At 37.7% G+C, this 23,091-nt stretch carries 12 protein-coding genes and 1 rRNA gene; 7 read left to right on the forward strand and 6 right to left on the reverse strand.

Annotated features, from left to right (window positions below):
- From ACK4R1_RS14545 to gldJ, 3 genes are all read right to left on the reverse strand, one after another.
- Positions 1-6,184: beta strand repeat-containing protein (locus tag ACK4R1_RS14545; protein WP_409688663.1), on the reverse strand; the 6,184-nt coding region annotated here is incomplete at its 3' end.
- 204 nt (positions 6,185-6,388) lie between these two features.
- The gene (gene murF, locus ACK4R1_RS14550) at positions 6,389-7,702 is read right to left on the reverse strand and encodes a UDP-N-acetylmuramoyl-tripeptide--D-alanyl-D-alanine ligase (protein ID WP_409688666.1); all 1,314 of its coding nucleotides are present in this window, start codon (positions 7,700-7,702) and stop codon (positions 6,389-6,391) included.
- Positions 7,703-7,769: 67 nt separating this feature from the next.
- Positions 7,770-9,485, reverse strand: coding sequence for a gliding motility lipoprotein GldJ (gldJ, locus tag ACK4R1_RS14555; protein WP_409688669.1), 1,716 nt, complete (start codon positions 9,483-9,485; stop codon positions 7,770-7,772).
- 206 nt (positions 9,486-9,691) lie between these two features.
- On the opposite strand from gldJ, the gene porU reads away from it, so the two are divergent.
- From porU to ACK4R1_RS14580, 5 genes are all read left to right on the forward strand, one after another.
- Positions 9,692-13,591, forward strand: a complete 3,900-nt coding sequence (porU, locus tag ACK4R1_RS14560) for a type IX secretion system sortase PorU (protein WP_409688672.1) — start codon at positions 9,692-9,694, stop codon at positions 13,589-13,591.
- A gap of 38 nt (positions 13,592-13,629) precedes the next feature.
- Complete coding sequence (gene porV, locus ACK4R1_RS14565; RefSeq protein ID WP_409688675.1) at positions 13,630-14,823, forward strand: type IX secretion system outer membrane channel protein PorV; 1,194 nt, start codon at positions 13,630-13,632, stop codon at positions 14,821-14,823.
- A 94-nt stretch (positions 14,824-14,917) separates the two neighbouring features.
- Positions 14,918-15,400: a cytidine deaminase gene (cdd, locus tag ACK4R1_RS14570; protein WP_409688678.1), complete on the forward strand. Its 483-nt coding sequence runs from the start codon at positions 14,918-14,920 to the stop codon at positions 15,398-15,400.
- 139 nt (positions 15,401-15,539) lie between these two features.
- Entirely contained in the window at positions 15,540-16,541 is a 1,002-nt protein-coding gene (gene pdhA, locus ACK4R1_RS14575) for a pyruvate dehydrogenase (acetyl-transferring) E1 component subunit alpha (RefSeq protein WP_409688681.1), read from the forward strand.
- 2 nt (positions 16,542-16,543) lie between these two features.
- Positions 16,544-18,178, forward strand: a complete 1,635-nt coding sequence (locus ACK4R1_RS14580) for a 2-oxo acid dehydrogenase subunit E2 (protein WP_409688684.1) — start codon at positions 16,544-16,546, stop codon at positions 18,176-18,178.
- A gap of 61 nt (positions 18,179-18,239) precedes the next feature.
- On the opposite strand, the gene ACK4R1_RS14585 is transcribed toward ACK4R1_RS14580, so the two are convergent.
- Positions 18,240-19,937 (reverse strand): T9SS type A sorting domain-containing protein, encoded by a 1,698-nt coding sequence (locus ACK4R1_RS14585; protein ID WP_409688687.1) that lies wholly within the window; start codon positions 19,935-19,937, stop codon positions 18,240-18,242.
- 200 nt (positions 19,938-20,137) lie between these two features.
- Between ACK4R1_RS14585 and ACK4R1_RS14590 the strand changes: the two genes are divergently transcribed.
- Positions 20,138-20,677, forward strand: coding sequence for a carboxymuconolactone decarboxylase family protein (locus tag ACK4R1_RS14590; RefSeq protein ID WP_409688690.1), 540 nt, complete (start codon positions 20,138-20,140; stop codon positions 20,675-20,677).
- Between the two features lie 83 nt (positions 20,678-20,760).
- Positions 20,761-21,657 (forward strand): helix-turn-helix domain-containing protein, encoded by an 897-nt coding sequence (locus ACK4R1_RS14595; protein ID WP_409688693.1) that lies wholly within the window; start codon positions 20,761-20,763, stop codon positions 21,655-21,657.
- 45 nt (positions 21,658-21,702) lie between these two features.
- Here the strand turns inward: ACK4R1_RS14595 and ACK4R1_RS14600 are convergent, their stop codons facing one another.
- Both ACK4R1_RS14600 and rrf read right to left on the reverse strand, forming a co-directional pair.
- Positions 21,703-22,086 carry an HU family DNA-binding protein gene (locus ACK4R1_RS14600; RefSeq protein WP_409688696.1) on the reverse strand — a complete coding sequence of 128 codons (384 nt, stop codon included), beginning with the start codon at positions 22,084-22,086 and terminating at the stop codon, positions 21,703-21,705.
- Between the two features lie 888 nt (positions 22,087-22,974).
- Positions 22,975-23,084 (reverse strand): 5S ribosomal RNA (gene rrf, locus ACK4R1_RS14605).
- Between the last annotated feature and the right edge of the window lie 7 nt (positions 23,085-23,091).

A 23,091-nucleotide genomic window follows, 5' to 3' on the forward strand; every position in this document is an offset into this window, starting at 1 on the left:
GAGTTGCTGAAGAATTAATCGTTAACTCTAACGTTTCTGTATTGCATCCGGTTACTGAAGTATAAGTTCCCGAAGCTGTATAAGTCGTTCCGTTTACTGACCAAGTATAAGTATCACAAGCTGTAATAGTCGTTGTATTGGTTGTACTTGGCGTAATAGTCAACTCTAATGTTTCTGTATTACATCCGGTTACTGAAGTATAAGTTCCCGAAGCTGTATAAGTCGTTCCGTTTACTGACCAAGTATAAGTATCACAAGCCGTAATAGTCGTTGTATTGGTTGTACTTGGCGTAATAGTCAACTCTAACGTTTCTGTATTACATCCGGTTACTGAAGTATAAGTTCCCGAAGCTGTATAAGTCGTTCCGTTTACTGACCAAGTATAAGTATCACAAGCTGTAATTGTAGTTGTATTGGTTGTACTTGGCGTAATAGTCAACTCTAATGTTTCTGTATTGCATCCGGTTACTGAAGTATAAGTTCCCGAAGCTGTATAAGTCGTTCCGTTTACTGACCATGTATAAGTATCACAAGCTGTAATTGTAGTTGTATTGGTTGTACTTGGCGTAATAGTCAACTCTAACGTTTCTGTATTGCATCCGGTTACTGAAGTATAAGTTCCCGAAGCTGTATAAGTCGTTCCGTTTACTGACCAAGTATAAGTATCACAAGCTGTAATAGTAGTTGTATTGGTTGTACTTGGCGTAATAGTCAACTCTAATGTTTCTGTATTACATCCGGTTACTGAAGTATAAGTTCCCGAAGCTGTGTAAGTCGTTCCGTTTACTGACCAAGTATAAGTATCACAAGCTGTAATTGTAGTTGTATTGGTTGAATCCGAATTAACAGTTGCAGTTACAGCCACTCTAGGCGAAGCACATACTTCAGTAACATCCCAATCAAAGAAGTTGTTGTAACTCGCATCCGGAGTTCCATCAAAACTATTCACTGAACCTGTAAAACTTACTGCTCCTGTTGCTGTTGGAGTCGCTGCGGGGAAGCTGCTTAGTTTTCCTATCAAGTTGGTCGAACTTAATCCATAAGTTGCCAATAATTTATAACCTGTACCGGCTGGAATATTATAATTAAGCACAACCGTATTTGATACAGACGCAGAAATCGTTCCTGTGTTTGTGGCAGGAACAAAAGTTACTGCAGTAGTTCCTGGTACTTGAACACCATCTTTATATAATTTAATTGTAATTGGCGCACCGGCATCTGCAGCACCGGCTGTTTGTTTAGGAAATACTTTTACTGAATTCAAACGAATATTAGTAGAAGTATTAAATACCAGTCCACTATATGGTGCAGTTTGCGTTGTAGTTCCGGCAAAAGTTTTACCGGCAGTATAAGTAGAACTTGATTCTGAGGCCACATAATAAGTTGTTGTTTCAGCAACATTTGGCGAATAAGTTGCACCTGTTGCTAAAGCAGTTCCTCCTGTTGCATCGGCATACCAATTGATAGTCCCTGAAGTGCTTGTAGCCTCTAAATTAGCCACACCTTCACCACATATTGTAGCTCCTGTGGTTGAAGTAATTGCATTGGTAAAAGTAACCTGAACCGGATTAGAGTTAACTACAACCGGTCCAAAAGGACACGTTACAGTACAACGGTAATGCGTATTAGCTGTTGGTGTTGCCAAGTAAGTAGTATCAGTAGCATCTAGAATATCTGTATAATTAGTTCCACCATCGATTGAAGCTTGCCATTGATAAGTCACTCCTGCGCCAATAACCAAATTTTGTAAACTCAAAGCCACCGTTTGTGTACCACATAAAGTGGCTGGTGTTTGAATAATAGCAAAAGTTAAAGGCACTTGTGAAGTAGAAGAAGCTGTTGCCGGCTGTGATAAAGTTAATGCTGTTCCGCTAATTGCTAAAACAGTAGTCCCGGCAGGAATACCACTCCCTGTCACGGTTAAGCCTACTGTAATAGCAGTATTAGCAGTTTGCAAAGTTACATTGGCTGAGCCAGCAACTATCCCTGTGGCACTTGAATTTTGTATGGTTACATCTTGTTTAATGGTTGTATCTGCAATAGTGTTTCCAGGGTTAACAGTGGTACAGTTTGGCATAGTTGCATAAGCAAAGTTACCCGTAAAACTTGCGCCAGGAGTTGCTGTAATAGTATTTATAGTGTTAGGTGTTCCTGCAGTGAAAACTACTGTATTACCAAACACATTATCATAAATTTCCTGGTCTGCTGGAGCCTGAACAATAATATTATTCGAATCAATTGCAGTATTTCCTAATCTCACATTAAAGTCAGCTAAAGTCCCTAAGACACCTACTCTTTCCACTGTCCATCTTGCTGCACTTAAGTTTGAAATATTGGCAGAAGCCGTACCTGAATTAGTATTAAAAGCTTCCACTTTAAAATCAGCACCACCAGTAACTGCCAAAGATATTGGAGAGTAAACTCCGTCTTTTCCAACAGGATAAAGTGAGTAAAAAGTTGAAGTCCCAGTGGTTGTTATACCTCTTACTACAGGACCATTGATATAACAAGTGTTACTAAATGTTCCATTAATAATACCTGTTTGTGACAAATCAGCTCTACCAACATATAACGGAGTCGCTGATGATGTATTGATAACTCCAGCTGTCATAGTTAATGAAGCCACTCTAAAGTTTGGCAAACTCACCGTTACACCTTCAACACTTGTATTATTTACTGTCATCGAAGTAAATGAAGCATAAGCCAAACTTGAATTTAATTCGTTATAAAAAACACCTGTACCTGAAATAGTTTGCGGAGTTGTTGTAGCAACGGCAACACCGTTTATGAAATTAGCTAAGTTAACTCCGGTATTCAATTGAAAATTGGCTACACCATTATTTTCAACATCTCCACCAAAATAGACAGGAGAACTAACACCAATAGGTCTCACAAAAGCACTTCCTGAAGCAATCGTAAATTTGTTTTGAATATTTAAAATACCTAAACTTTTACCAAATCTGTTAACGGCATCAAGAGAATTGACCGTTAAATTTCCTATAGATAAAACACCACCACCAGCTGAGAAGTTGGTGTAAAAACCATTTGTTGTAACTGGCGCTTGGTCTGTAGATACACCATCACCTAATTGGATTGTATGATTGAGTCCTGTGGCTTTATGAGCTGCTGAACTGTAAACAAAAGCAAAGCTGCTTGCATTACTGTCGTATAATGTTATGGTTACCGGAGCAACGATGGCAGCTGTAGCCGGTAAAGACAAATCGATTCTTACGCCACTAATAGCGGTAATGGTTGTACCAGGTTGAATACCCGTACCGCCTACAATTTGACCTACCTGTAACAATGGATTGGCTGCCGGTAAAATTATAACCGAATTGTTTGGTGAAGCGCCTGAAAAGTTGACTGCTTGCTGACTCGTAATAGGTGAAGTAGCCAATCCCAGTAAAGGTTGAGATAAAGTAACACCACCAATACCATTAAGATCAAAACCTACACTAACCACTGTTGTTCCTGCTTGAACACCGTCCCCTGAAATTATCTGACCTACTGCTAAATTACTTGCATTTGGACTAGAGGTATCTATATTAATCACATAACTACCATCATTCATTGAAGCAAAATTCAAATTTGCTCCTGCTGCAATATCGGCAGTAATTGCCTGTGACAAAACCAAAGTAATAGGAGAATTTGAAAGTAGCCCGGCAGTTACAGAAACAATTGTTGTTCCAGGTGCAATTCCGGTTCCAGTTACAATTTGCCCAACGCCGTAAATACCTTTATTACTATTGAAACCACTCATAACAATAGTTGTTGAACCTGTTGTAGCAGCTGCATTAGTAGTTTTTGCAAAAGTTCCTGCAGCGCCATAAGTATTAATCGGATAAGTAGTAACCGAAGTTGCTGTTGTTTGAACAGCATTGTTTACTAATGGATCAACAATAGTAATAGTTCCTCCAGTTAAGTTAATAGCAGAAGTTTCTATTTTGAACAATGAAGCTCCTTGCCCAACACTATTTGCAGCCACACCACCAGCATTACCATCAACAACGATGTCACCACCGGTATGGTTAAAAGCACTGGTTGTTCTGTGAATTACATTACCATTCACTGTAAGTGTACCACCTGAAACGGTATTGGTACCATTGTTTGCGAAAATGGCATTGTTATTTGTACATCCCACTGTCAAACTTCCTGACGTATTGACTAAAGTTCCACCTAGGTTAATGGTAACACCCGCAGCATTATTTCCGGCAGAATTAACCGTTACCGTATGTCCGGAAGCAATCGTAACAATATCACTACATGAAGGAACTCCACTTGGTGACCATGTTGCTGCGTCACTCCAATCTCCCGAAGCATTTGAAGTTTTTGTTACTGAAGCTTGTAATGAAGCAACACCAACACCTACGTAAAATGGTGAAGTGGTTAAGTCAGCATCGGCAATACTTTTTCTCACTACAAAAGGAGAAGTAGTTCCGTTAACGTGAGTTCCTGTAACTGATCCAGAGTTCATCACTCTTGAACTTCCATCTAAAGGACTGTAAGCGCCAACAGCATAAAGACCTAAAGTATAAGTCCCTGTACTCACATATGTACTTCCTGTTTTAGAAATTGTCCAGTTTCCGTTGTATCTGTCTGTAATAGTGTATGAACCATCTGCAACTGAAAGACCAGTTGTCATTGTTGTTGCATCAACATAACTCATTGCTAATTCACCAGCAGTCGTAGCCGCTGAACTAACCAAAAATGCCCATCTGTTTTGTCCTGTTGCACTTAAGAATGGGAATAACACTGTACTATTTGGATTATAATCCGTTCCGGGATCTATAGCGTTCCCCATTGCGGAAGTAGTATACCATCTTGAAATTTCACCTCCAATAAAGCCATTTCCTGAACTACAAGTAAAATTGCTTGAGTTCATTGAAGCAAAATTTCCTACATATAATTTATTTGAACCAAGACCTACCTTAGCATTATTCAATCTAAGGATACTTTTAATTCTAATATTGTTAAGCTGCCAATCGATATTTGGAATGGCTGTACTTGTGTTATTAATCAATAATTGATTAATAATTCCAGCTGTATTGGTTGTAGTAGTTGAAACTATAGTTCCTCCTAAAACTCCGGTTCCATCAGAAGCGATAGTCTGTAGTGTTGATCCAAATAATGTAAGTGACCCGACACCAACTCCAGTGTTTCCAACTGAAATATCTAAACGCCCCGCTGAGGCTAAATCAATATTATGCCCTACTCTTAATGATTTCCCTGTAGTGCCTTGATAAACATTAAACCTAGCTCCGGAACCACTAATTAATAAATCATTATTAACTGTAAACTCATCGCTTAAGACACCAAAATCCAAGACGGCATTAGCACCGGCTATGTATAAATTATTAGCCCCTAGATTTCTATTATCAATAGTTACTGTATGGCCTCCATTAATTACTATATCATCCGCTGGCGAAGGCACATAACCTACATCCCAAGTAGCGGGATTTGTAAAATTACCTGTAGTTACTGAGGCAATCTCATTTCCACCGACTCTAGAAATCAATGATATGTTATCAATTGCAGCCGGAGGATTGGTGCCACCACCACTACCATTACTCCACATAAATATTAATCTTACGGTAGTTCCAGCAAAACTAGGTGGAATAAATCCAAAAGCCGTTTGTGTAACAGCATTTACATTACCATAAGTTATAGATGTTGCTCCAGCAAGAGTTGCCGGGACATTCGTCTGTAAATCTGTACCAACCGGCATATAACTGGTTGGAGCCGCAAAAACTTGCCAAGTATTAGTAGCTGATCCTACTGACTTCCAGTTAAAAGTTAAGGCAATATTCGTTTGTCCAGCCGGAACAACAATGTCTCTGTAAAAGAAAACTGTTCTAGCTCCTGAAATACCAACATAAGAATTGGTTTCGCCATTATCAAGTGAGATATAAGCTGAATTGCCGTTAATGGCTCCGGAATTCACCGCAGTTCCTACTACCCATTTAACCGGACCAACACCATCATTGGCCACAGTCCAACCGTTAGCGGCAAATGTACTACCCGAATCGAAAGCACCATCCGAAACCGGAATAAGTTGTGTTTGTGCTTTCATGCTGGTTAAAGCAAACAATAGTAGCAAAACAACTAAGGCAAAACCTACTGAACTTGTTTTATGTTCAAAGGCTTTTCCCTGCAAAGGAGAAAATGATCCAGAAGAACTTTTCAAAAAGTAATTTTTAAACATGATTATTTGAATTGGTTAATTATTAGTGAAGTAAAAGTATAGTGTTGATACTATATAAAAAAAACCAACTCTTTCTAATTTAACGAAATTCAAAAGAACTTTGAATTAAAAAAAACCAAGTAAACTACTGATTATCAATATTCTTATAAAAACAAAAAACTCCCTAATTTCTTAGAGAGTTTCCTATTACAGATAGTTTAAAATCCGCTCTAAAGCCATTCCTCTGGAACCTTTAATTAATAATAATCGATGCTTTAGTTTTATTGTAGATAAATATTTGGCAAAGTCTTCAAATGTCGGATAAAAATGTAAAAAATCACTTTCTATTGAATTAGCGAAAAATTCTTTACCTACTAAATGACAGTCAAAAGAAACCATTTTATCCAAAAACTCAACAATAAATTTGTGTTCTGAAAGACTTTCATTTCCCAATTCATACATGTCTCCTATGACAATAGTTTTGTTAGGTTTAGCTTCGCTCTGTTCGGCTGTACCTCGGGCATCCAATTGTATAAAGTTTTCCAAAGCGGCTTTCATACTGCTTGGATTCGCATTATAAGCATCAAGTATAATTTCGTTAGTATTCTTGACCAACAATTGAGAGCGATTGTTTTCAGGTATATAACTTTCAATTGCCTCTTTAATTTCAATGGGTTTTACACCAAAATAATGACCAACTGTAATTGCAACACAAATATTATTGGCATTGTATAAACCAATTAGATGAGAGTTAATATCAACTCCCAAAGTTGAGATTTTAACAAAAGGATTGGCTACGACACTTTCAATAAAAACATCGGTAGTTTTGTCATTTTGACTGAAAGTATAACGCTTGATGCCGACTGTCTTTGTGTTTTGAATCTCATCATCTAGATTCACAAAAACCGATTTGGTATTGACTTTTAAAAAGCTATACATCTCACTTTTCCCTTTAATAACACCTTCAACACCACCAAAACCTTCTAAGTGGGCTTTCCCAAAATTGGTTATAAACCCATAATCAGGTTGGGCAATTTCACATAAGAATTCAATCTCTTTTTGATGATTCGCGCCCATTTCTACTATCCCAATTTCTGTATTTTTTGTAAAAGACAATAGTGTTAACGGCACGCCTATATGATTATTCAAATTCCCGACAGTAGCAACCGTCTTGAACTTTTTAGACAAAACCACATTGATAAGTTCTTTAGTAGTTGTTTTACCATTGCTTCCGGTCAAAGCTATTATTGGCAACTTTAAAAAATTTCTGTGGTATTGCGCTAATTCCTGCAATGACTTCAAACTATCTTCTACTAATACTGTTCTTTCATCAACATAATAGTCTCGATTATCAATCATCACATGACTTGCCCCTTTTTCCAAAGCTTCACTTGCAAAAGTATTGGCGTCAAATCGCTCTCCTTTTATTGCAACAAAGAAAGAATTAGGCTCAATCTTTCTTGTGTCTATTGAAATCCCGGAGCTCTTTAAAAATAAATCATGAATTTGCTGTATCGTCATTTGGCACTATATTAAAATAAAAAAGCCCTTAAAAATAGGGCTTTTTCGTATTATTCACAAACTAAGATTAGTTTCTTGGTCTTTTCTTTTTATCTGCTTTTGGACCAACTCTTGACATAGCACATCTAAAACCGATGTAGTCTGTTGCGATATCTTGTGGGAAGTATCTTCTTTGAGCAGGATCTAACCAATAAGCTCTGTCTCTCCATGAACCTCCTTTGTAAACTCTTACATCGTCATTAACTAAAGTTGTTCTTTTGCTTGACTTGTCATACTTTTTGATCATGTTCCCTAAACTGTCAGTAGAAACATTATGTTTTGGAGAATCATACATTCTTTGATCATCTCTCAATTTTCCTTTTTCATCACCTTCTTCAGAGCTACCAAACTTAAAGTATCTTGTAGATTGCTTATCACCATCACGAAAGTTTCTGTTATCAGATTTGTCAAAGTTTTGTCTCAAATAAGTTTCTTTATCGTCAACAGGAACTTGAGCAATTTGACCAGGCATATTTCTTGAAACGATTTTACCATTTGATAAAGTATCGAATTTTTGAGTTTCAGCAGTAACTAATTCTACTTTACCATCTTCTCCGATTTTATTTTTCATGTAAACGTTACCTCTATAATAGTTGAAATCATTCGCTTCATCATCAACAATAGGTCTGTAAACATCGGCAACCCATTCGGCTACATTTCCTGCCATATCATATAATCCGAAATCATTAGGTGGATATGATTTTACTTTGTTAGTGATATCAGCTCCATCATCAGACCAACCTGCGATTCCACCATAATCTCCTTTTCCTTGTTTGAAGTTAGCCAATTGATCACCCCTAACTTGTCTTTTACCCGAACGAGTATAAGTTCCTGACCATGGATATTTCTTTTGGCCTTTGTAAGCGTTGTATTCTCTTTGACCTACATCGGCAGCGGCGGCATATTCCCACTCCGCTTCTGTTGGAAGTCTGTACTCTGGCAAAATCAAACCTGAAGTTCTTTGAGCGTAAACATTCTTAGGACTGTTTCCGGCTGTATTCGTAGAACCTGCAGCCGCTTTTGGTGCTTTTCCTCCTTTTTGACCTTTTTGTAAAACAATATTGGTATCACCACCCATGGCAGTTGAAGGCGAAGCTAAGTATGCTTCTGTACTGAAAACTTTATCTGCAGAAACATCTGTTACTTTAGCATCTTTCTTTAAGAAACGTTGCTCTTCAAGAATTTTTTCGTTTACACGGTCTGTTCTCCAAATAGCAAACTCAGTCGCTTGAATCCAATTTACACCAACAACAGGATATTCAGCATAAGCCGGATGTCTTAAATAGTTATTGGTCATTGTTTCGTTATATCCTAAACGATTTCTCCATACCAAAGTATCAGGAGAAGCACCTTCATAAATGTTCTTGTAATTTTCTTGATCTGGTGGGAAAACGGTTTTTAACCAATTTAAGTACTCCATGTACATCATATTGGTTACTTCTGTCTCATCCATATAGAATGACATAACGTGTTGCTGATTTGGAGTATTGTTCCAATCGTGCATAACATCATCCTGAACTTTACCCATGGTAAATGTTCCTCCTTCAACCATTACTAAACCGGGACCTGTTGCTTGTTTTTTAAACTTCGAAGCATACTGAAAACCTCCTTTTTTATCGTTGATTTTCCATCCGGTAGCTTTGGAACCACCTTTTGAATCGGATTTTTTACTACAACTAGTAAAACCAATCATTATCACTAATGACAGTAATAATTTTACAGCAATAATTTTGTTTACTTTCATATTTTTAGTAGGTAAAAATTTAGAGCCGCAATATAGGAATTAACCATTAAATTGCAACACCTTTTTTAAATTAATACTAAACACGCCATTCATTGACGCATTTTATATACAACGCAAAAATAATAGTTTTATTGTATTTTGAACTAAAAAAAATATTTTTTTCCTTTTTTATACAATTTTGTTGAAATTTGCGTTTATTGTTTACTATGAAAAAGATTATTCTCGTTTTATTGCTGTTTGTTACCTTCATAGGTATTTCTCAAGAGCAAGGAAGCATTACTTTGAATTGGACTGAGAAAAAAGCGTTCTTTCAAGGTAACTATTCCTTCAATATCCCTCAATTTAATATTCAAAATTACCAGTTTGATAGTTATTCAAAAACAATCAAATATCTGTTGACATTTAATCTACAGAGCAATATTGGCGAAAACGGCATTCAAATTACCAATCAAGTTTTTGAATCAATAGCAGAAAATCAACTGGGCGATTTAGATCCAAAAAACATCCCTACCGCTTTTCAATACCATTTCAAAACCAATATTGCACGTGATCAATTTTATGGGCATTTATCTGTTACACCTATTATTAAGGAAGGAAATTCGTTTAAAAAACTAATCTCTTTTAGTTATTCTATCCAACAAAATCAAGTCAATAGAACCTTAAACACTTCAAACAATGTAGATGCCATTCAAAACTCTGTCTTAAGTTCAGGGAATTGGTATCGGTTTTATGTGAAAAAATCAGGAGTTTACAAAATCAGCAGAAGTTTTCTTCAAAGCTTAGGATTAGACACAAATATTGACCCAAGAAAAATCAAAATTTTTGGTAGCGGTGGCAAAATGTTACCCCTATTGAATTCAATTGATTATCCGATGGATTTAGAAGAAAATGCCATTCAATTTATTGGAGAAAATGACGGCGTTTTTGACAACCAAGACTATATCCTTTTTTATGCTGATGGATTAGACAACTGGAATGAGGATTACAAAACCAACTTAAACATCTATACAGAAAAAGCATACTACTACGTGACATCAACCGGTGGAACGGGTAAAAGAATTTCTGATATGGCACAACCAAACGGCACTGCTAATACTAGTGTCAATATTTTTGACGATTATCAATTTCACGAAACCGAAAAAATAAATTTCACTCGCTTAGGAAGACTATGGTTCGGAGAAGATTTTAATTTTAACAACACACAAGAATTTGATTTCAAATTTCCGAATTTGGCAACCAATTCCCCTATTCAAGTTTCTGTTCACGCAGGTTCTTCTGCTTTTACCCCAACCAGTTTTAAGGTCGAAGCCAATACACAATTAGTCGGAAACATCAATATTGGAGCCATCAATGCAACAAGTAGCACAAAAATAATTGAGGGTATTGTAACTAACAATGTAACTGTTTCCTCTGAAGATGTTAAAATCAAAATCACTTATGAAAATGGTGGCGTTCCGAGTTCCAAAGGATATTTAGACTTTATCAACATCAAAGCCAAAAGAAACCTTCAAGGTTACGGAAAACAATTTAGATTTCAATTTGACCAGGCCAACGCTTTAACCGGAATTGGAGAATACCAAATTTCAAATGCAGCAGGAATAAGCCAAGTTTGGGACATTACTGATATATATAATGTAACCAAGGTCGAAAATGCTAACGCTAGTTCGTTTTCCTTCAAAGCCGAATTAGGAGAAATCCGAAAATATATTGCCATTGATAACAATGATTTTTATGTTCCATCAAAAGAATCCAAATCTAAAGTTGACAATCAAAACCTCAAAGGAACTATATTTACCAATGCACAAGGGCAATTTCGTGATGTTGATTACTTAATCATAACACCTAAAGACCTAAACACACAAGCAGAAAAACTGGCTAATTTCCACAGAAACTATTCTAACTTAAACGTCAAAGTAGTAAACTTAGAAAACATTTATCCTGAATTTTCCTCAGGGAAACAAGATGTAGCCGCCATTAGAAACTTTGTCAAATATGTTTATGAAAATGCTTCATCCGCTGAAAATCGCGTAAAATACTTAAATCTTTTTGGCGATGGTTCTTACGATTTTAAAGACCGAATCCCAAACAACACTAACATTGTTCCAACCTACCAAAGTTTAAATAGTTTTACCGAGTCAGAATCTTCTTTTACCGCTGATGACTTTTTTGGATTAATGTCTCCCAATGAAGGCCGAATGGATGTTGGTACTTTTCCTTTAAATGGCCAAATGAGCATTACATCTAATTATGGAAGTCTTGATATTGCCGTAGGCCGAATGATTGTCAGCTCACCTAAACAGGCCGATGAAATGGTAAACAAAGTCATCGAATACCATGATATGAAATCCTATGGCAGTTGGAGGAATAACTATGTCAGCATTGCCGACGACCCAAGTGCTGACCAATCAGGAGACAGTCAATTACAGTACTTTCAAAATAGATTAACCGACAGAATTGTACTTGAAAAACCATTCATCAATCCTAAAAAAATACTTTTAGACGCTTATGTCCAAGAGACTTCTGCCGGAGGAAAACGCTACCCAAAAGCCCGTGAAGAAATTTTCGCTGCTTTTGAAAAAGGAGCTTTAGTCTTTAATTATCTTGGACACGGTGGTGAAGACGGTCTGTCAGAAGAACGCATTTGGGAAAAATCAGACGGTCAAAATTTAGCCAATCGATACAAATACCCTTTATTTATAACAATTACTTGTGACTTTTCCAGATTTGACAATCCTTACCGACCAACAGCCGGCGAATACACGTATTGGAATCCAAAAGGCGGCGCCATCGCTATGATTACCACGGTTCGTTCTATAGGACAAACAACTGCCCAATATTTCAACGATGTATTGGCGCAACAACTTTTTGCTTACGGAAGCAACAATTATCCTTCTATTGCGGAAGCTTTACGCTTGGCCAAAAACACCAGTCCAAATTCAGCCACTAATATTGTATTTTATCTTGGCGACCCGGCTTTAATGTTGGCCATTCCCAAACCAAAAATAGTGTTGACCAAAGTCAACGACATGCCTATTACCGGACCAATCGACGATTTAAAATCATTAGCCTATGTGAAATTGTCGGGACAAGTTTTGGATGAAAACGACAATGTTTTACCAACTTACAACGGCGAATTATCAGTAAATATTTTCGACAAAAATATTATTGTTAACACCCTTAGAAATGATAATTCCGACGCTTATGCTCCAAGCGGAATTCAACCAACTACAATGGCTTTTACTACCTTAGGCGAAACCATTTTCAGAGGAAATGCTTCGGTAAACAATGGCCAATTTGAATTTGGTTTTGTAGTACCAAGAGACATAAGAATTCCCATTGGTAATGGAAGAATCAGTTTCTACTCTAAACGAAATCAAATATTGTTAGACAAAAGTGGTTTTAATACCGATATTAAAATCGGAGGCATTAACACCAATGCTGTAGCCGATAATACCGGACCTAAGGTTAGGCTATATATGAATGATGAAACATTTGTTAACGGCGGAATTACAAATGCTTCCCCTTTTTTATTAGCCATTTTAGAAGATGAACACGGCATAAATACAGCAAGCGGTATTGGTCACGACATAGTTGGTATTCTTGACGGAGACGAAAGTAAGCCGTACATCATGAATGATTATTATGAAACCGAATTAGATGATTATACCAAAGGTAGAGTCTATTTTCCTTTCCGAAATTTAGCGGTGGGTTTACATACACTAACTTTCAAAGCTTGGGATGTTTATAACAATCCAATCACCGCCGAAATTCAATTTGTAGTTGTGGGAGATGAAAGCATCGCTCTTGAACACGTGTTGAATTACCCGAACCCGTTTGTAAGTTACACCGAATTTTGGTTTTCACACAACAGACCTTTTGAACCTTTAGACGTACAAGTACAAGTGATGACCATTACCGGTAAAATTGTTTGGACTAAAAATCAAACCGTAACCACCGATGGTTTTCTATGCAGAGAAATTACTTGGGACGGAAAAGATGATTTCGGGGATCGAATTGGTAAAGGCGTTTATGTCTATAAACTGACCGTAAAATCCACTTTATCGAATAAAAAAGCAGAAAAAATAGAAAAACTTGTAATCCTTTAGGAAAATACTATATTTGTTAACTTTTATTAAAATTGAAAATGAAAAAAATTGCCATCCTCTTTATATTATTTATCACAATACCCTCTATAAAAGCCCAGGAAGATAGTCGAGTAATCACCACAGGAGTTCCCTTTTTGTTGGTAGCAGCTGATGCCCGTGCCGCAGGTTTAGCAGATCAAGGTGTAGCCACTTCAGCCGATGCCTTTTCACAACAGTGGAATCCGGCCAAATATGCTTTCTCTTTAGACAAACAAGGTTTTACTGCAAGTTATACTCCATATTTAACAGATTTAGTAAATGACATTTCATTAGGTCAAGCCACTTATTATAACAGAATAAATGAAAGAAGTGCTTTTGCAGTAAGTTTACGTTACTTCGGATTAGGAGAAATCGAATTCAGAAGAGAAGCCGAAGATGTTCCGGTAATTGTTAAACCAAACGAGTTAGCCTTAGACGGTTCATACTCTTTGAAATTGAGCGAAAGATTTGCCATGTCTGTCGCTGGACGTTATATCCGTTCTCAATTAAGATTCCCTACCGAATCAGGCGGTGATGCCAAACCAGCTAGTACTTTTGCTGTAGATATCGCAGGTTTTTACCAAAGTGAAGAAACGGCTCTTGCCGACTTTAACGGTCGACTAAGATTAGGATTCAACTTTCAAAACTTAGGGCCAAAAATCAATTATGATGCCGGTGCTTCTGATGACGATAGCGCCAACTTCCTTCCTGCCAACATGAGAATTGGTGCTGGTTATGATTTTATTTTTGACGAATACAATAAAGTATCGGTAAGTGTTGAATTAGCCAAACTTTTGGTACCAACGCCACAAAGTGCAGACCTTGATGGTGACGGATTAGTTACTTCTCCAGAAGAATTAGCTTTAAGAGACGATAACATTGCCAAATACAATAAAGTAAACTGGGTTTCAGGTATCTTCAAATCATTTGGCGATGCACCCGGTGGTTTTAGTGAAGAATTACAAGAGTTCACTTACTCTGTTGGTGCTGAATATGTATACCAAGATGCATTCGCCATGCGTTTAGGTTATTTCAACGAAAGCCCTGAAAAAGGAGCCAGAAAGTTTTTCTCTTTGGGCGCAGGATTTAGATACAACGTAGTAAAAGTTGATGTATCCTATTTGTTCTCTGCTTCAAAAGTGAAAAACCCATTAGAAAACACCCTTCGTTTCTCCTTAACGTTTAACTTTGGTGATAAATACGAAGAATATTAATAGACAAACCATCATAAATACAACATCCAAATTTCTCTTTTGAAATTTGGATTTTTTTTCCTCAATAATGAACTAAAAAAATTATTTTATTCGAATGAAAGAAATCAACATCAACACCTCGTTCACCGTTTTTCAATCTGCGGAAGAATTGCCAAAAGAAATTCAATCTTTAATGCAACAAGCAGTAGAAATCAGAAAGAAAGCCTATGCGCCTTACTCAAAATTCAGAGTTGGTGCCGCCTTACTTTTAGATAACGGGAAAGTGGTTTTAGGTTCCAATCAGGAAAATGCAGCTTATCCATCCGGACTTTGTGCCGAAAGGGTGGCCATCTTTCAAAGCGGGGCTATTTATCCGGAAGCAAAAATTGTAAAATTGGCGGTAACAGCAGCTTCGGACACCAACGAGACAAAATCTCCTATTCCGCCTTGCGGTGCTTGTCGCCAATCAATCTCTGAATATGAATTCAAACAAGATTCTCCAATCGAAATCTATTTTATGGGCGAAAGCGGAGAAGTTTACAAATCAGATTCAATTAAAAATTTACTGCCGTTAAGTTTCGACAAAAACTTCTTGTAATAAGCAAAAATTACTGCTTTTAAATTTTACTTCTTAAGGGGAATGTTTTACTTTTGCGTTTCGCAAATTTGTGTGTGAGTGAACTATTTTGCGTTGAATCCTATTTAGAACTTAATAACGCTTAAGCAAAAAGTAAAAAATGAAAGAAGTAACAAGAGAAGTTTATTTAAAATGGTATGAAGACATGCTGTTTTGGAGAAAGTTTGAGGACAAACTTGCCGCACTCTATATTCAACAAAAAGTCAGAGGATTTCTTCACTTATACAATGGTCAGGAAGCCGTTCTAGCGGGTGCTTTACACGTGATGAACTTAGGCGGAAAAGACAAAATGATTACAGCCTATCGTAATCACGTTCAACCCATCGGAATGGGTGTTGACCCAAAGAAAGTAATGGCTGAACTTTTAGGAAAAGTTACCGGAACTTCCAAAGGAATGGGTGGTTCAATGCACATCTTTTCTAAAGAACACGGATTTTATGGCGGTCACGGTATCGTAGGAGCACAAATTCCTGTAGGTGCCGGTATGGCTTTCGCCGATAAATATTTCAACACCGGCGGCGTTACCCTTACCTATTTTGGTGACGGTGCTGCTCGCCAAGGTTCATTACACGAAGCTTTCAACATGGCCATGTTATGGAAATTACCTGTAGTATTCATTTGTGAAAACAATGGTTATGCAATGGGAACTTCTGTTGAAAGAACGGCTAACCACACCGACATTTGGAAACTTGGTTTAGGCTATGAAATGCCTTGCGGTCCGGTAGACGGAATGAACCCGGTTAAAGTAGCCGAAGCCATGCACGAAGCTATGGAAAGAGCCCGTCGTGGAGACGGACCAACTTTCTTAGAAATGAAAACATACCGATACAGAGGTCACTCTATGTCGGATGCGCAATTATACCGCTCTAAAGAAGAAGTGGAAGAATACAAAAAAATCGACCCAATTACCCAAGTTTTGGATGTCATCAAAGAGAAAAAGTACGCTACTGACGCAGAAATTGAAGTGATTGACGAAAGAGTAAAAGATTTAGTAGAAGAGTGTGCAACATTCGCCGAAGAATCTCCTTTCCCGGAAGCACAACAATTGTATGATGTGGTTTACGAACAAGAAAATTATCCTTTCATCCCTCACAGACTATAATTATGGCAACAAAAATCACAATGCCGCGTTTGAGCGATACGATGACCGAAGGAACGGTAGCCACTTGGTTGAAAAAAGTAGGTGACCAAGTGAAAGAAGGCGATATTTTAGCAGAAATCGAAACCGATAAAGCCACCATGGAGTTTGAATCTTTCAACGCCGGTACTTTATTACACATAGGAATCAAAGAAGGAGAAACCGCTGCAGTAGATTCTCTTTTAGCCATCATCGGAAAAGAAGGCGAAGATATTTCGGCATTACTTGCAGGTGGTAATTCAACACCCGAAACTGCTGAAGTAAAAGAAGAAGCTCCAACTCAAGCTGAAACCCAACCGACAACCGACAGCAGTCAACCGACAACTTTACCAAAAGGAGTTGTAGTAGTAACTATGCCTCGTTTAAGTGATACGATGACCGAAGGTACTGTAGCCACTTGGTTGAAAAAAGTAGGTGACGAAGTGAAAGAAGGCGACATCCTGGCCGAAATCGAAACCGATAAAGCCACTATGGAATTCGAATCTTTCAATGCCGGTACTTTATTATTCATCGGTATCAATGAAGGACAATCGGCACCGGTTGACAGCGTTTTAGCCATCATCGGTCCCGCGGGAACAGATATTACTGGAGTTGCCGAAAACTTTAAAAAAGGTGGTGCTGCTCCGGTAGCAGCAGTTGCAAGTGTGCCGGAAACTTCAAATACTTCCGACTCCCAACTCCCAACTTCCAACTCTTCAGAAAGAATTTTTGCTTCCCCATTGGCCAAACAAATCGCTAAAGACAAAGGAATTAACTTATCCCAAGTAAAAGGCTCAGGTGAAAACGGACGCATTACCAAAAGCGATGTAGAGAACTTTACACCATCAGCTGCAACCGCAGCACCAAGTCAAGTTTCACAACCAACAACCGATAACAGTCAACCGACAACCGTTGTTAAACCATTTGTTCCGGCCGGAGAAAAATTCAGCGAAGAAATCAAGAATTCGCAAATGCGTAAAACCATTGCACGCCGTTTAGCAGAATCTAAATTCACCGCTCCACATTACTACTTAACTATTGAAGTAACGATGGATGAAGCCATGAAATCTCGTGCCGTTATCAATACCGTTCCGGATACCAAAGTATCTTTCAACGATATGGTAGTAAAAGCATGTGCTATGGCACTTAAAAAACATCCACAAGTTAACTCCCAATGGAGAGAAGACGCGATGATCATCAATCACCATGTCAATATTGGTGTAGCCGTAGCTGTTGAAGATGGTTTAGTAGTTCCGGTATTAAACTTTACCGACCAAATGAGTTTAACTCAAATTGGCGCCAGCGTAAGAGACTTAGCCGGTAAAGCCAAAAACAAAAAACTAACGCCTGCCGAAATGGACGGAAGTACGTTTACGGTTTCTAACTTAGGAATGTTCGGCATACAATCTTTCACTTCTATTATTAACCAACCAAACTCGGCTATCCTATCCGTAGGCGCAATCGAAGAAAAACCGGTGGTTAGAAATGGTCAGATTGTAGTAGGTAATACCATGACACTAACATTAGCTTGCGACCACAGAACCGTTGACGGTGCAACAGGAGCTCAATTCCTGCAAACGTTAAGAATCTTCTTGGAGAATCCGGTGACTATGTTGGCGTAATACAATTGAAATTATCTTTTATAAAAAAACCCATTCAGCTGAATGGGTTTTTTATTTATCATCATTCTTTGACAATCCTTAGTGTCTTTTGACCGTTTTCGCTCTCTACTTTTAAAATATAGTTTCCAATATTTAAATCTAATAAATCAATTATTACATTGGTGTTGTCATAAGATTGCTCGAATACTCTTTGTCCCAATAAATTATAAACTAAGACCGATTTCAAAACGCTATTCGATTGAATGTTCAAGGTATTCCTTACCGGATTTGGAGCATATTGTAATGTTAATGCTTCATTTTCTTGCATCCCTAAGGTAACTTGAACAGTAACTGCTAATCTTGCTGCGCTTTCAACACCCCCAACATTTTGCGTTGCATAATAAGTGGTTCCATTTACCAATGTTGTGTTCAATGGCAACGGCGATGTGTTACCATAAGGCAAAGCATACCATTGGATATTTGAACCGGTAACCGATATATTAGCTAATGTTGCACCTATTCCAAAGCTCTGCTCATTCAACCCCGATGGCGCAGGAACTTGAGAAGTTACAATGGCAATATTATTAATGATTAATGGATCACAACTGTAATCCAATCCTCCCTCTGTATCCCAAACATTAATCGCATGTTCTCCCAAAGAAACATTTTCAAAAACATTACTCGCTTGACGGGGACCAATATCCAAACTATACTCATAAGTACCATAACCGCTTACAGAAACAATAATACTTTGTACTCCTGATAAATTAATGACATTATATCCAGCTGGAACCGCTTGAACGATAGCTGCCTGACCGGACTGTATAACAGAAAATGGTGCTGCAGTTGCAGTACATCCTAATAGTGAATTCGATGTTACTGTAACAGAATAATCTCTAGTTGCTCCGGTTAAATCTGGAGTATTTACAAAGTAAGTATTATTATTGGCTCCACCAATTAAAACCCCGTTTTCATACCATTGAAAACTATAAGAAGATGAATTTACTACTCCACTGTCTAATGCTAAAGGGCTAACTACAATACCGGTTGGAAAATCAACACAAATATTATTCACATTATTAACTGTGGTAATTATTGTATTAGGGATAGCTTCTACCAGTATATTTATAGTAGTAAGAGCATAACATCCTGTTGAATTATTCTCAACTCTAGCCCAAATTATCTGTCCGTTTGTGGCTGAATAATTTGAAACTGGAATTATAGAGCCAACTCCGGCATCCGCATTAGCTTGAGTGGTAAAATATCTAACATTATATAAATTAGGATTCTGACCATTTAATATGGAAGAAGTATAAGTTGACAAATTAACAGACATTATCCCATTGTAAGGATTACCATCAACATCACAAGTCATCAAGCTCTGAGGTCCTGTAGCATAAGGCTTTTGATTAACTAGTATTTGAAATTGACCAAAAGAAAGTTCATTAGTATTAACATCTCTAATTCTTACATAAATAGTTTGCGCTGTTGATAGAATATTATAATAAGCAGTTGGACTTCCTATCCCAGTGCTACCAACTTGTGCATCGGTTGAATTTTCATGATATGTAATTTGATAATCTGATGAAACCCCCGATTGGGCGCTTAAAATTAAAGTGCTCTGAACTGTCAAATCAAACACAGCAAATCCATCATTGTTATCATCACAGACAGAAAGATTGGGTAAATTAGGCACTACAGGTTCAATATCAACTTTGTGATAACTAAAAGAAATCTGAAACACCAAAAGCGCAAATAGCAATAGTAATCTTGTTCTCATAAAAGATAGTTTTCTCAAAGCTACAAAATAATCTATAAGAAATATCTTTTAATAATTAAATTACAAAATTCACACTCCCATTGTGCTATCCTAAACTTAGGGAAAATTGTCCATCACAAAGCGTCATTCCTCCATTTTCTGGGAATATAAAGTGACGCAACTTTGTACTGTCAATAAGACATAACTTAAAACAGAACAAAATGACACGTTTACAAGCTTTAAATCCGGACACAGCAACAGGAAAAACCAAAGAATTATTTAACGCCGTTCAAGGTAAACTGGGTTTAGTACCCAACATGATGCGCACCATGGGCAACTCAGATGCGGTATTGGAAGGTTATCTCAACCTAAGTGGCGCCTTATCAAAAGGAAAACTCAGCAATCGTACAGGTGAACTCATTGCTTTAGCCGTTTCAGAAAGTAATGCCTGCGATTATTGCTTGGCCGCTCATACCTTTATTGGAGACCAGTTATTAAAAACCGAAATTTCTGTTTTAGAAGATGCTCGTTTAGGGAAATCAGCAGATTCTAAAACACAAGCGATATTACAATTAGCCAAAGCTTTAATTGCCAAAAACGGTCGCGTAAACGACCTTGATGTAAATAATGCAAAACAAGCCGGTGTTACCGATACAGAAATTGCTGAAACTATAGCGCACGTAGCCTTAAATGTATTGACCAATTATTTCAATAATACCGCCAATACCGAAATAGATTTCCCTGTAGTTGCCGCTTTGTAATTGGCTACAAAAAAACAAAAGGCAGTCTCGCTATAGACTGCCTTTTATTGTACTAAGCCAACATTAAAACTTTATCTTTGCTTATGACTCCTACGCAATCAGCCTTGACACTAACCAATCCGCAAAACGGAAATCTGGCTTTCAAGATTTTTAATTTTGAAGACAACAACCATTTTGACCATATACAACGCAATAACTACTACTCGCTCATTTGGGTGAAGAAAGGAAAAGGGAAAATAAAAGCTGATTTCTCTGAATACAACTTTGAAGAAAACTCGCTATTGGCATTTTCGCCTTATCAACCTTTTATGATTTGCACTAAAGAAAACATTCAAGGCATTGCCATACATTTTCACCCCGATTTCTACTGCATTCACATGCACCAGAAGGAAGTTTCTTGTAATGGCGTTTTATTCAACAATATTTATCAGCCACCTTACACCTATATTGATGCCGCGTCTTCTGTAATCTTTGATTTAATCATTGGACAAATCAAAAGCGAAATGATACGGCCCGAATTGGCACAGTACGAACTACTTGTTTCCTATCTCAAAGTCATTCTCATTACAGCCTCTCGACTCAAAAATGAACAATTAAAAGAACACGTATCCGAGATCCCTAATACCAAAGAACCTATCATTCTTCAAAACCTAAAAGACGCCATAGAAGAAAATTTCAAAACAAAACATGCTCCAAGTTATTATGCAGAACACTTGAATATTTCAGCTAAAGCCTTGGCCAAACTCACCAAAACCTATTTCAACAAAACCTTAACAGATTTAATCTCAGAGCGCATCATCATCGAAGCCAAAAGAGAATTATACCTGACTAATAAAACCGTAAAAGAAATTGCTTATGAGTTAGGCTATGGCGATGAACATTATTTCAGTCGCTTCTTTAAAACAAACGCCGATGTTTCCCCACAACTATACAGAGAAACTGTAGGGTTTGCCAAAGCAACACCCCAAACCGGCATTTAATTGAATAGACAACACCGATATTGTTCCAGTTTAGCTGCAAACCACCTACCGAATTAGTTTAAAATCAAGCTTCTTGAGTTTCTCTTTTATTTCTTTAGAAGGTTTATAAACTATTTTTGCTCCTTTAATAGCGCTCTTCCCTGATGATTCTACTGAATCAACAGCTGTTCCTTGTAATGTAAGCTGAAAGGTTCCCAAGCTCTTTATTTTGATAATACTGCCATCGGAAAGTGCTTCACCTATGGCTTCAGTTAAAGCAATAACAACACCATAACAATCGGCCTTACTCATAGTCGAGCGAGAAGCAATCACTTGGGTTAAACTGTCTAAATCCATTTCTCTTTTACTTACTGCACAAGGATAAAACTTGGTTTGAGGTGGAGTAACCAAATTATTTTGTTTGGCTACCATTTTAAATTGAACTGCCATTTATTTACTTTTTAAAGTTTCTTATAGTAAACAAGACAAAAATCATTCCTAAACAGCCACAATCTATCTGCTCAACCTGCTCAGTCTATCAATTCCCATACGGAAATAAAACAAGTCCCGTACAGCAATTAACTAACTTCCGTACGGGAATAAACAAACTCCTGTACAGAAATGATTTAAACACACAGGCTCATTGACAAAACTTATAAAGGAACTTTCTTCTTAGCATGTACATAAAACAACAACCTATGATATATAGAGGAGGAAGCCCAGTGGGCTTCAGGTACGCGAACTTCAGTTCGCCAATAATACATAACAAAAAACCCCATCCGTTAGAATAGGGTTTTCAAAAAAAAGGCGGCGGATCGACCGAAGGGACACGCCGTACCTATAAAAAAAAATGAGTCCTGACTATATAGTCAGGACTCACTAAAAAAAAGGCGGCGACTCCCGATAGCTATCGGGACTCCCACATTACTGCAATACCATCTGCATTTGATATTAAGAGGAGGAAGCCCGGTGGGCTTCAGATTTGAAATTAAAAGGAGGACTGCCAGTGGCAGTCAGGTACGCGAACTTCAGTTCGCCTATAATCTAAAACAAAAAATCCCCATCAAATAAATGATGAGGACTTTCTAAAAAAAGGCGACGGATCGACCGAAGGGACACGCCGCACCGCTTAAAAACAAGAAAGCCTGTCTTTTCAGACAGGCTTTCCACTAAAAAAGGCGGCGACTCCCGATAGCTATCGGGACTCCCACATTACTGCAATACCATCTGCATTTGATATTAAGAGGAGGAAGCCCGGTGGGCTTCAGGTACGCGAACTTCAGTTCGCCAACAACCATAAACAAAAAACCCCATCCGTTAGGATAGGGTTTTCAAAAAAAAAGGCGGCGACATACTCTCCCACATTACTGCAGTACCATCTGCGCAATCGGGCTTAACTTCTCTGTTCGGAATGGGAAGAGGTGAGCCCCGACGCAATAACCACCTTAAGAGGTC

This window comes from Flavobacterium sp. (assembly GCF_046293665.1).
Lineage (GTDB): Bacteria > Bacteroidota > Bacteroidia > Flavobacteriales > Flavobacteriaceae > Flavobacterium.

Bases quoted from the DNA above. Each gene is read 5' to 3' on its own strand.
- ACK4R1_RS14585 (WP_409688687.1), bottom strand. From the start codon at position 19,937: ATGAGAACAAGATTACTATTGCTATTTGCGCTTTTGGTGTTTCAGATT.
- gldJ (WP_409688669.1), bottom strand. From the start codon at position 9,485: ATGAAAGTAAACAAAATTATTGCTGTAAAATTATTACTGTCATTAGTG.
- porU (WP_409688672.1), top strand. From the start codon at position 9,692: ATGAAAAAGATTATTCTCGTTTTATTGCTGTTTGTTACCTTCATAGGT.
- pdhA (WP_409688681.1), top strand. From the start codon at position 15,540: ATGAAAGAAGTAACAAGAGAAGTTTATTTAAAATGGTATGAAGACATG.
- ACK4R1_RS14595 (WP_409688693.1), top strand. From the start codon at position 20,761: ATGACTCCTACGCAATCAGCCTTGACACTAACCAATCCGCAAAACGGA.
- ACK4R1_RS14590 (WP_409688690.1), top strand. From the start codon at position 20,138: ATGACACGTTTACAAGCTTTAAATCCGGACACAGCAACAGGAAAAACC.
- cdd (WP_409688678.1), top strand. From the start codon at position 14,918: ATGAAAGAAATCAACATCAACACCTCGTTCACCGTTTTTCAATCTGCG.
- murF (WP_409688666.1), bottom strand. From the start codon at position 7,702: ATGACGATACAGCAAATTCATGATTTATTTTTAAAGAGCTCCGGGATT.
- ACK4R1_RS14580 (WP_409688684.1), top strand. From the start codon at position 16,544: ATGGCAACAAAAATCACAATGCCGCGTTTGAGCGATACGATGACCGAA.
- ACK4R1_RS14600 (WP_409688696.1), bottom strand. From the start codon at position 22,086: ATGGCAGTTCAATTTAAAATGGTAGCCAAACAAAATAATTTGGTTACT.
- porV (WP_409688675.1), top strand. From the start codon at position 13,630: ATGAAAAAAATTGCCATCCTCTTTATATTATTTATCACAATACCCTCT.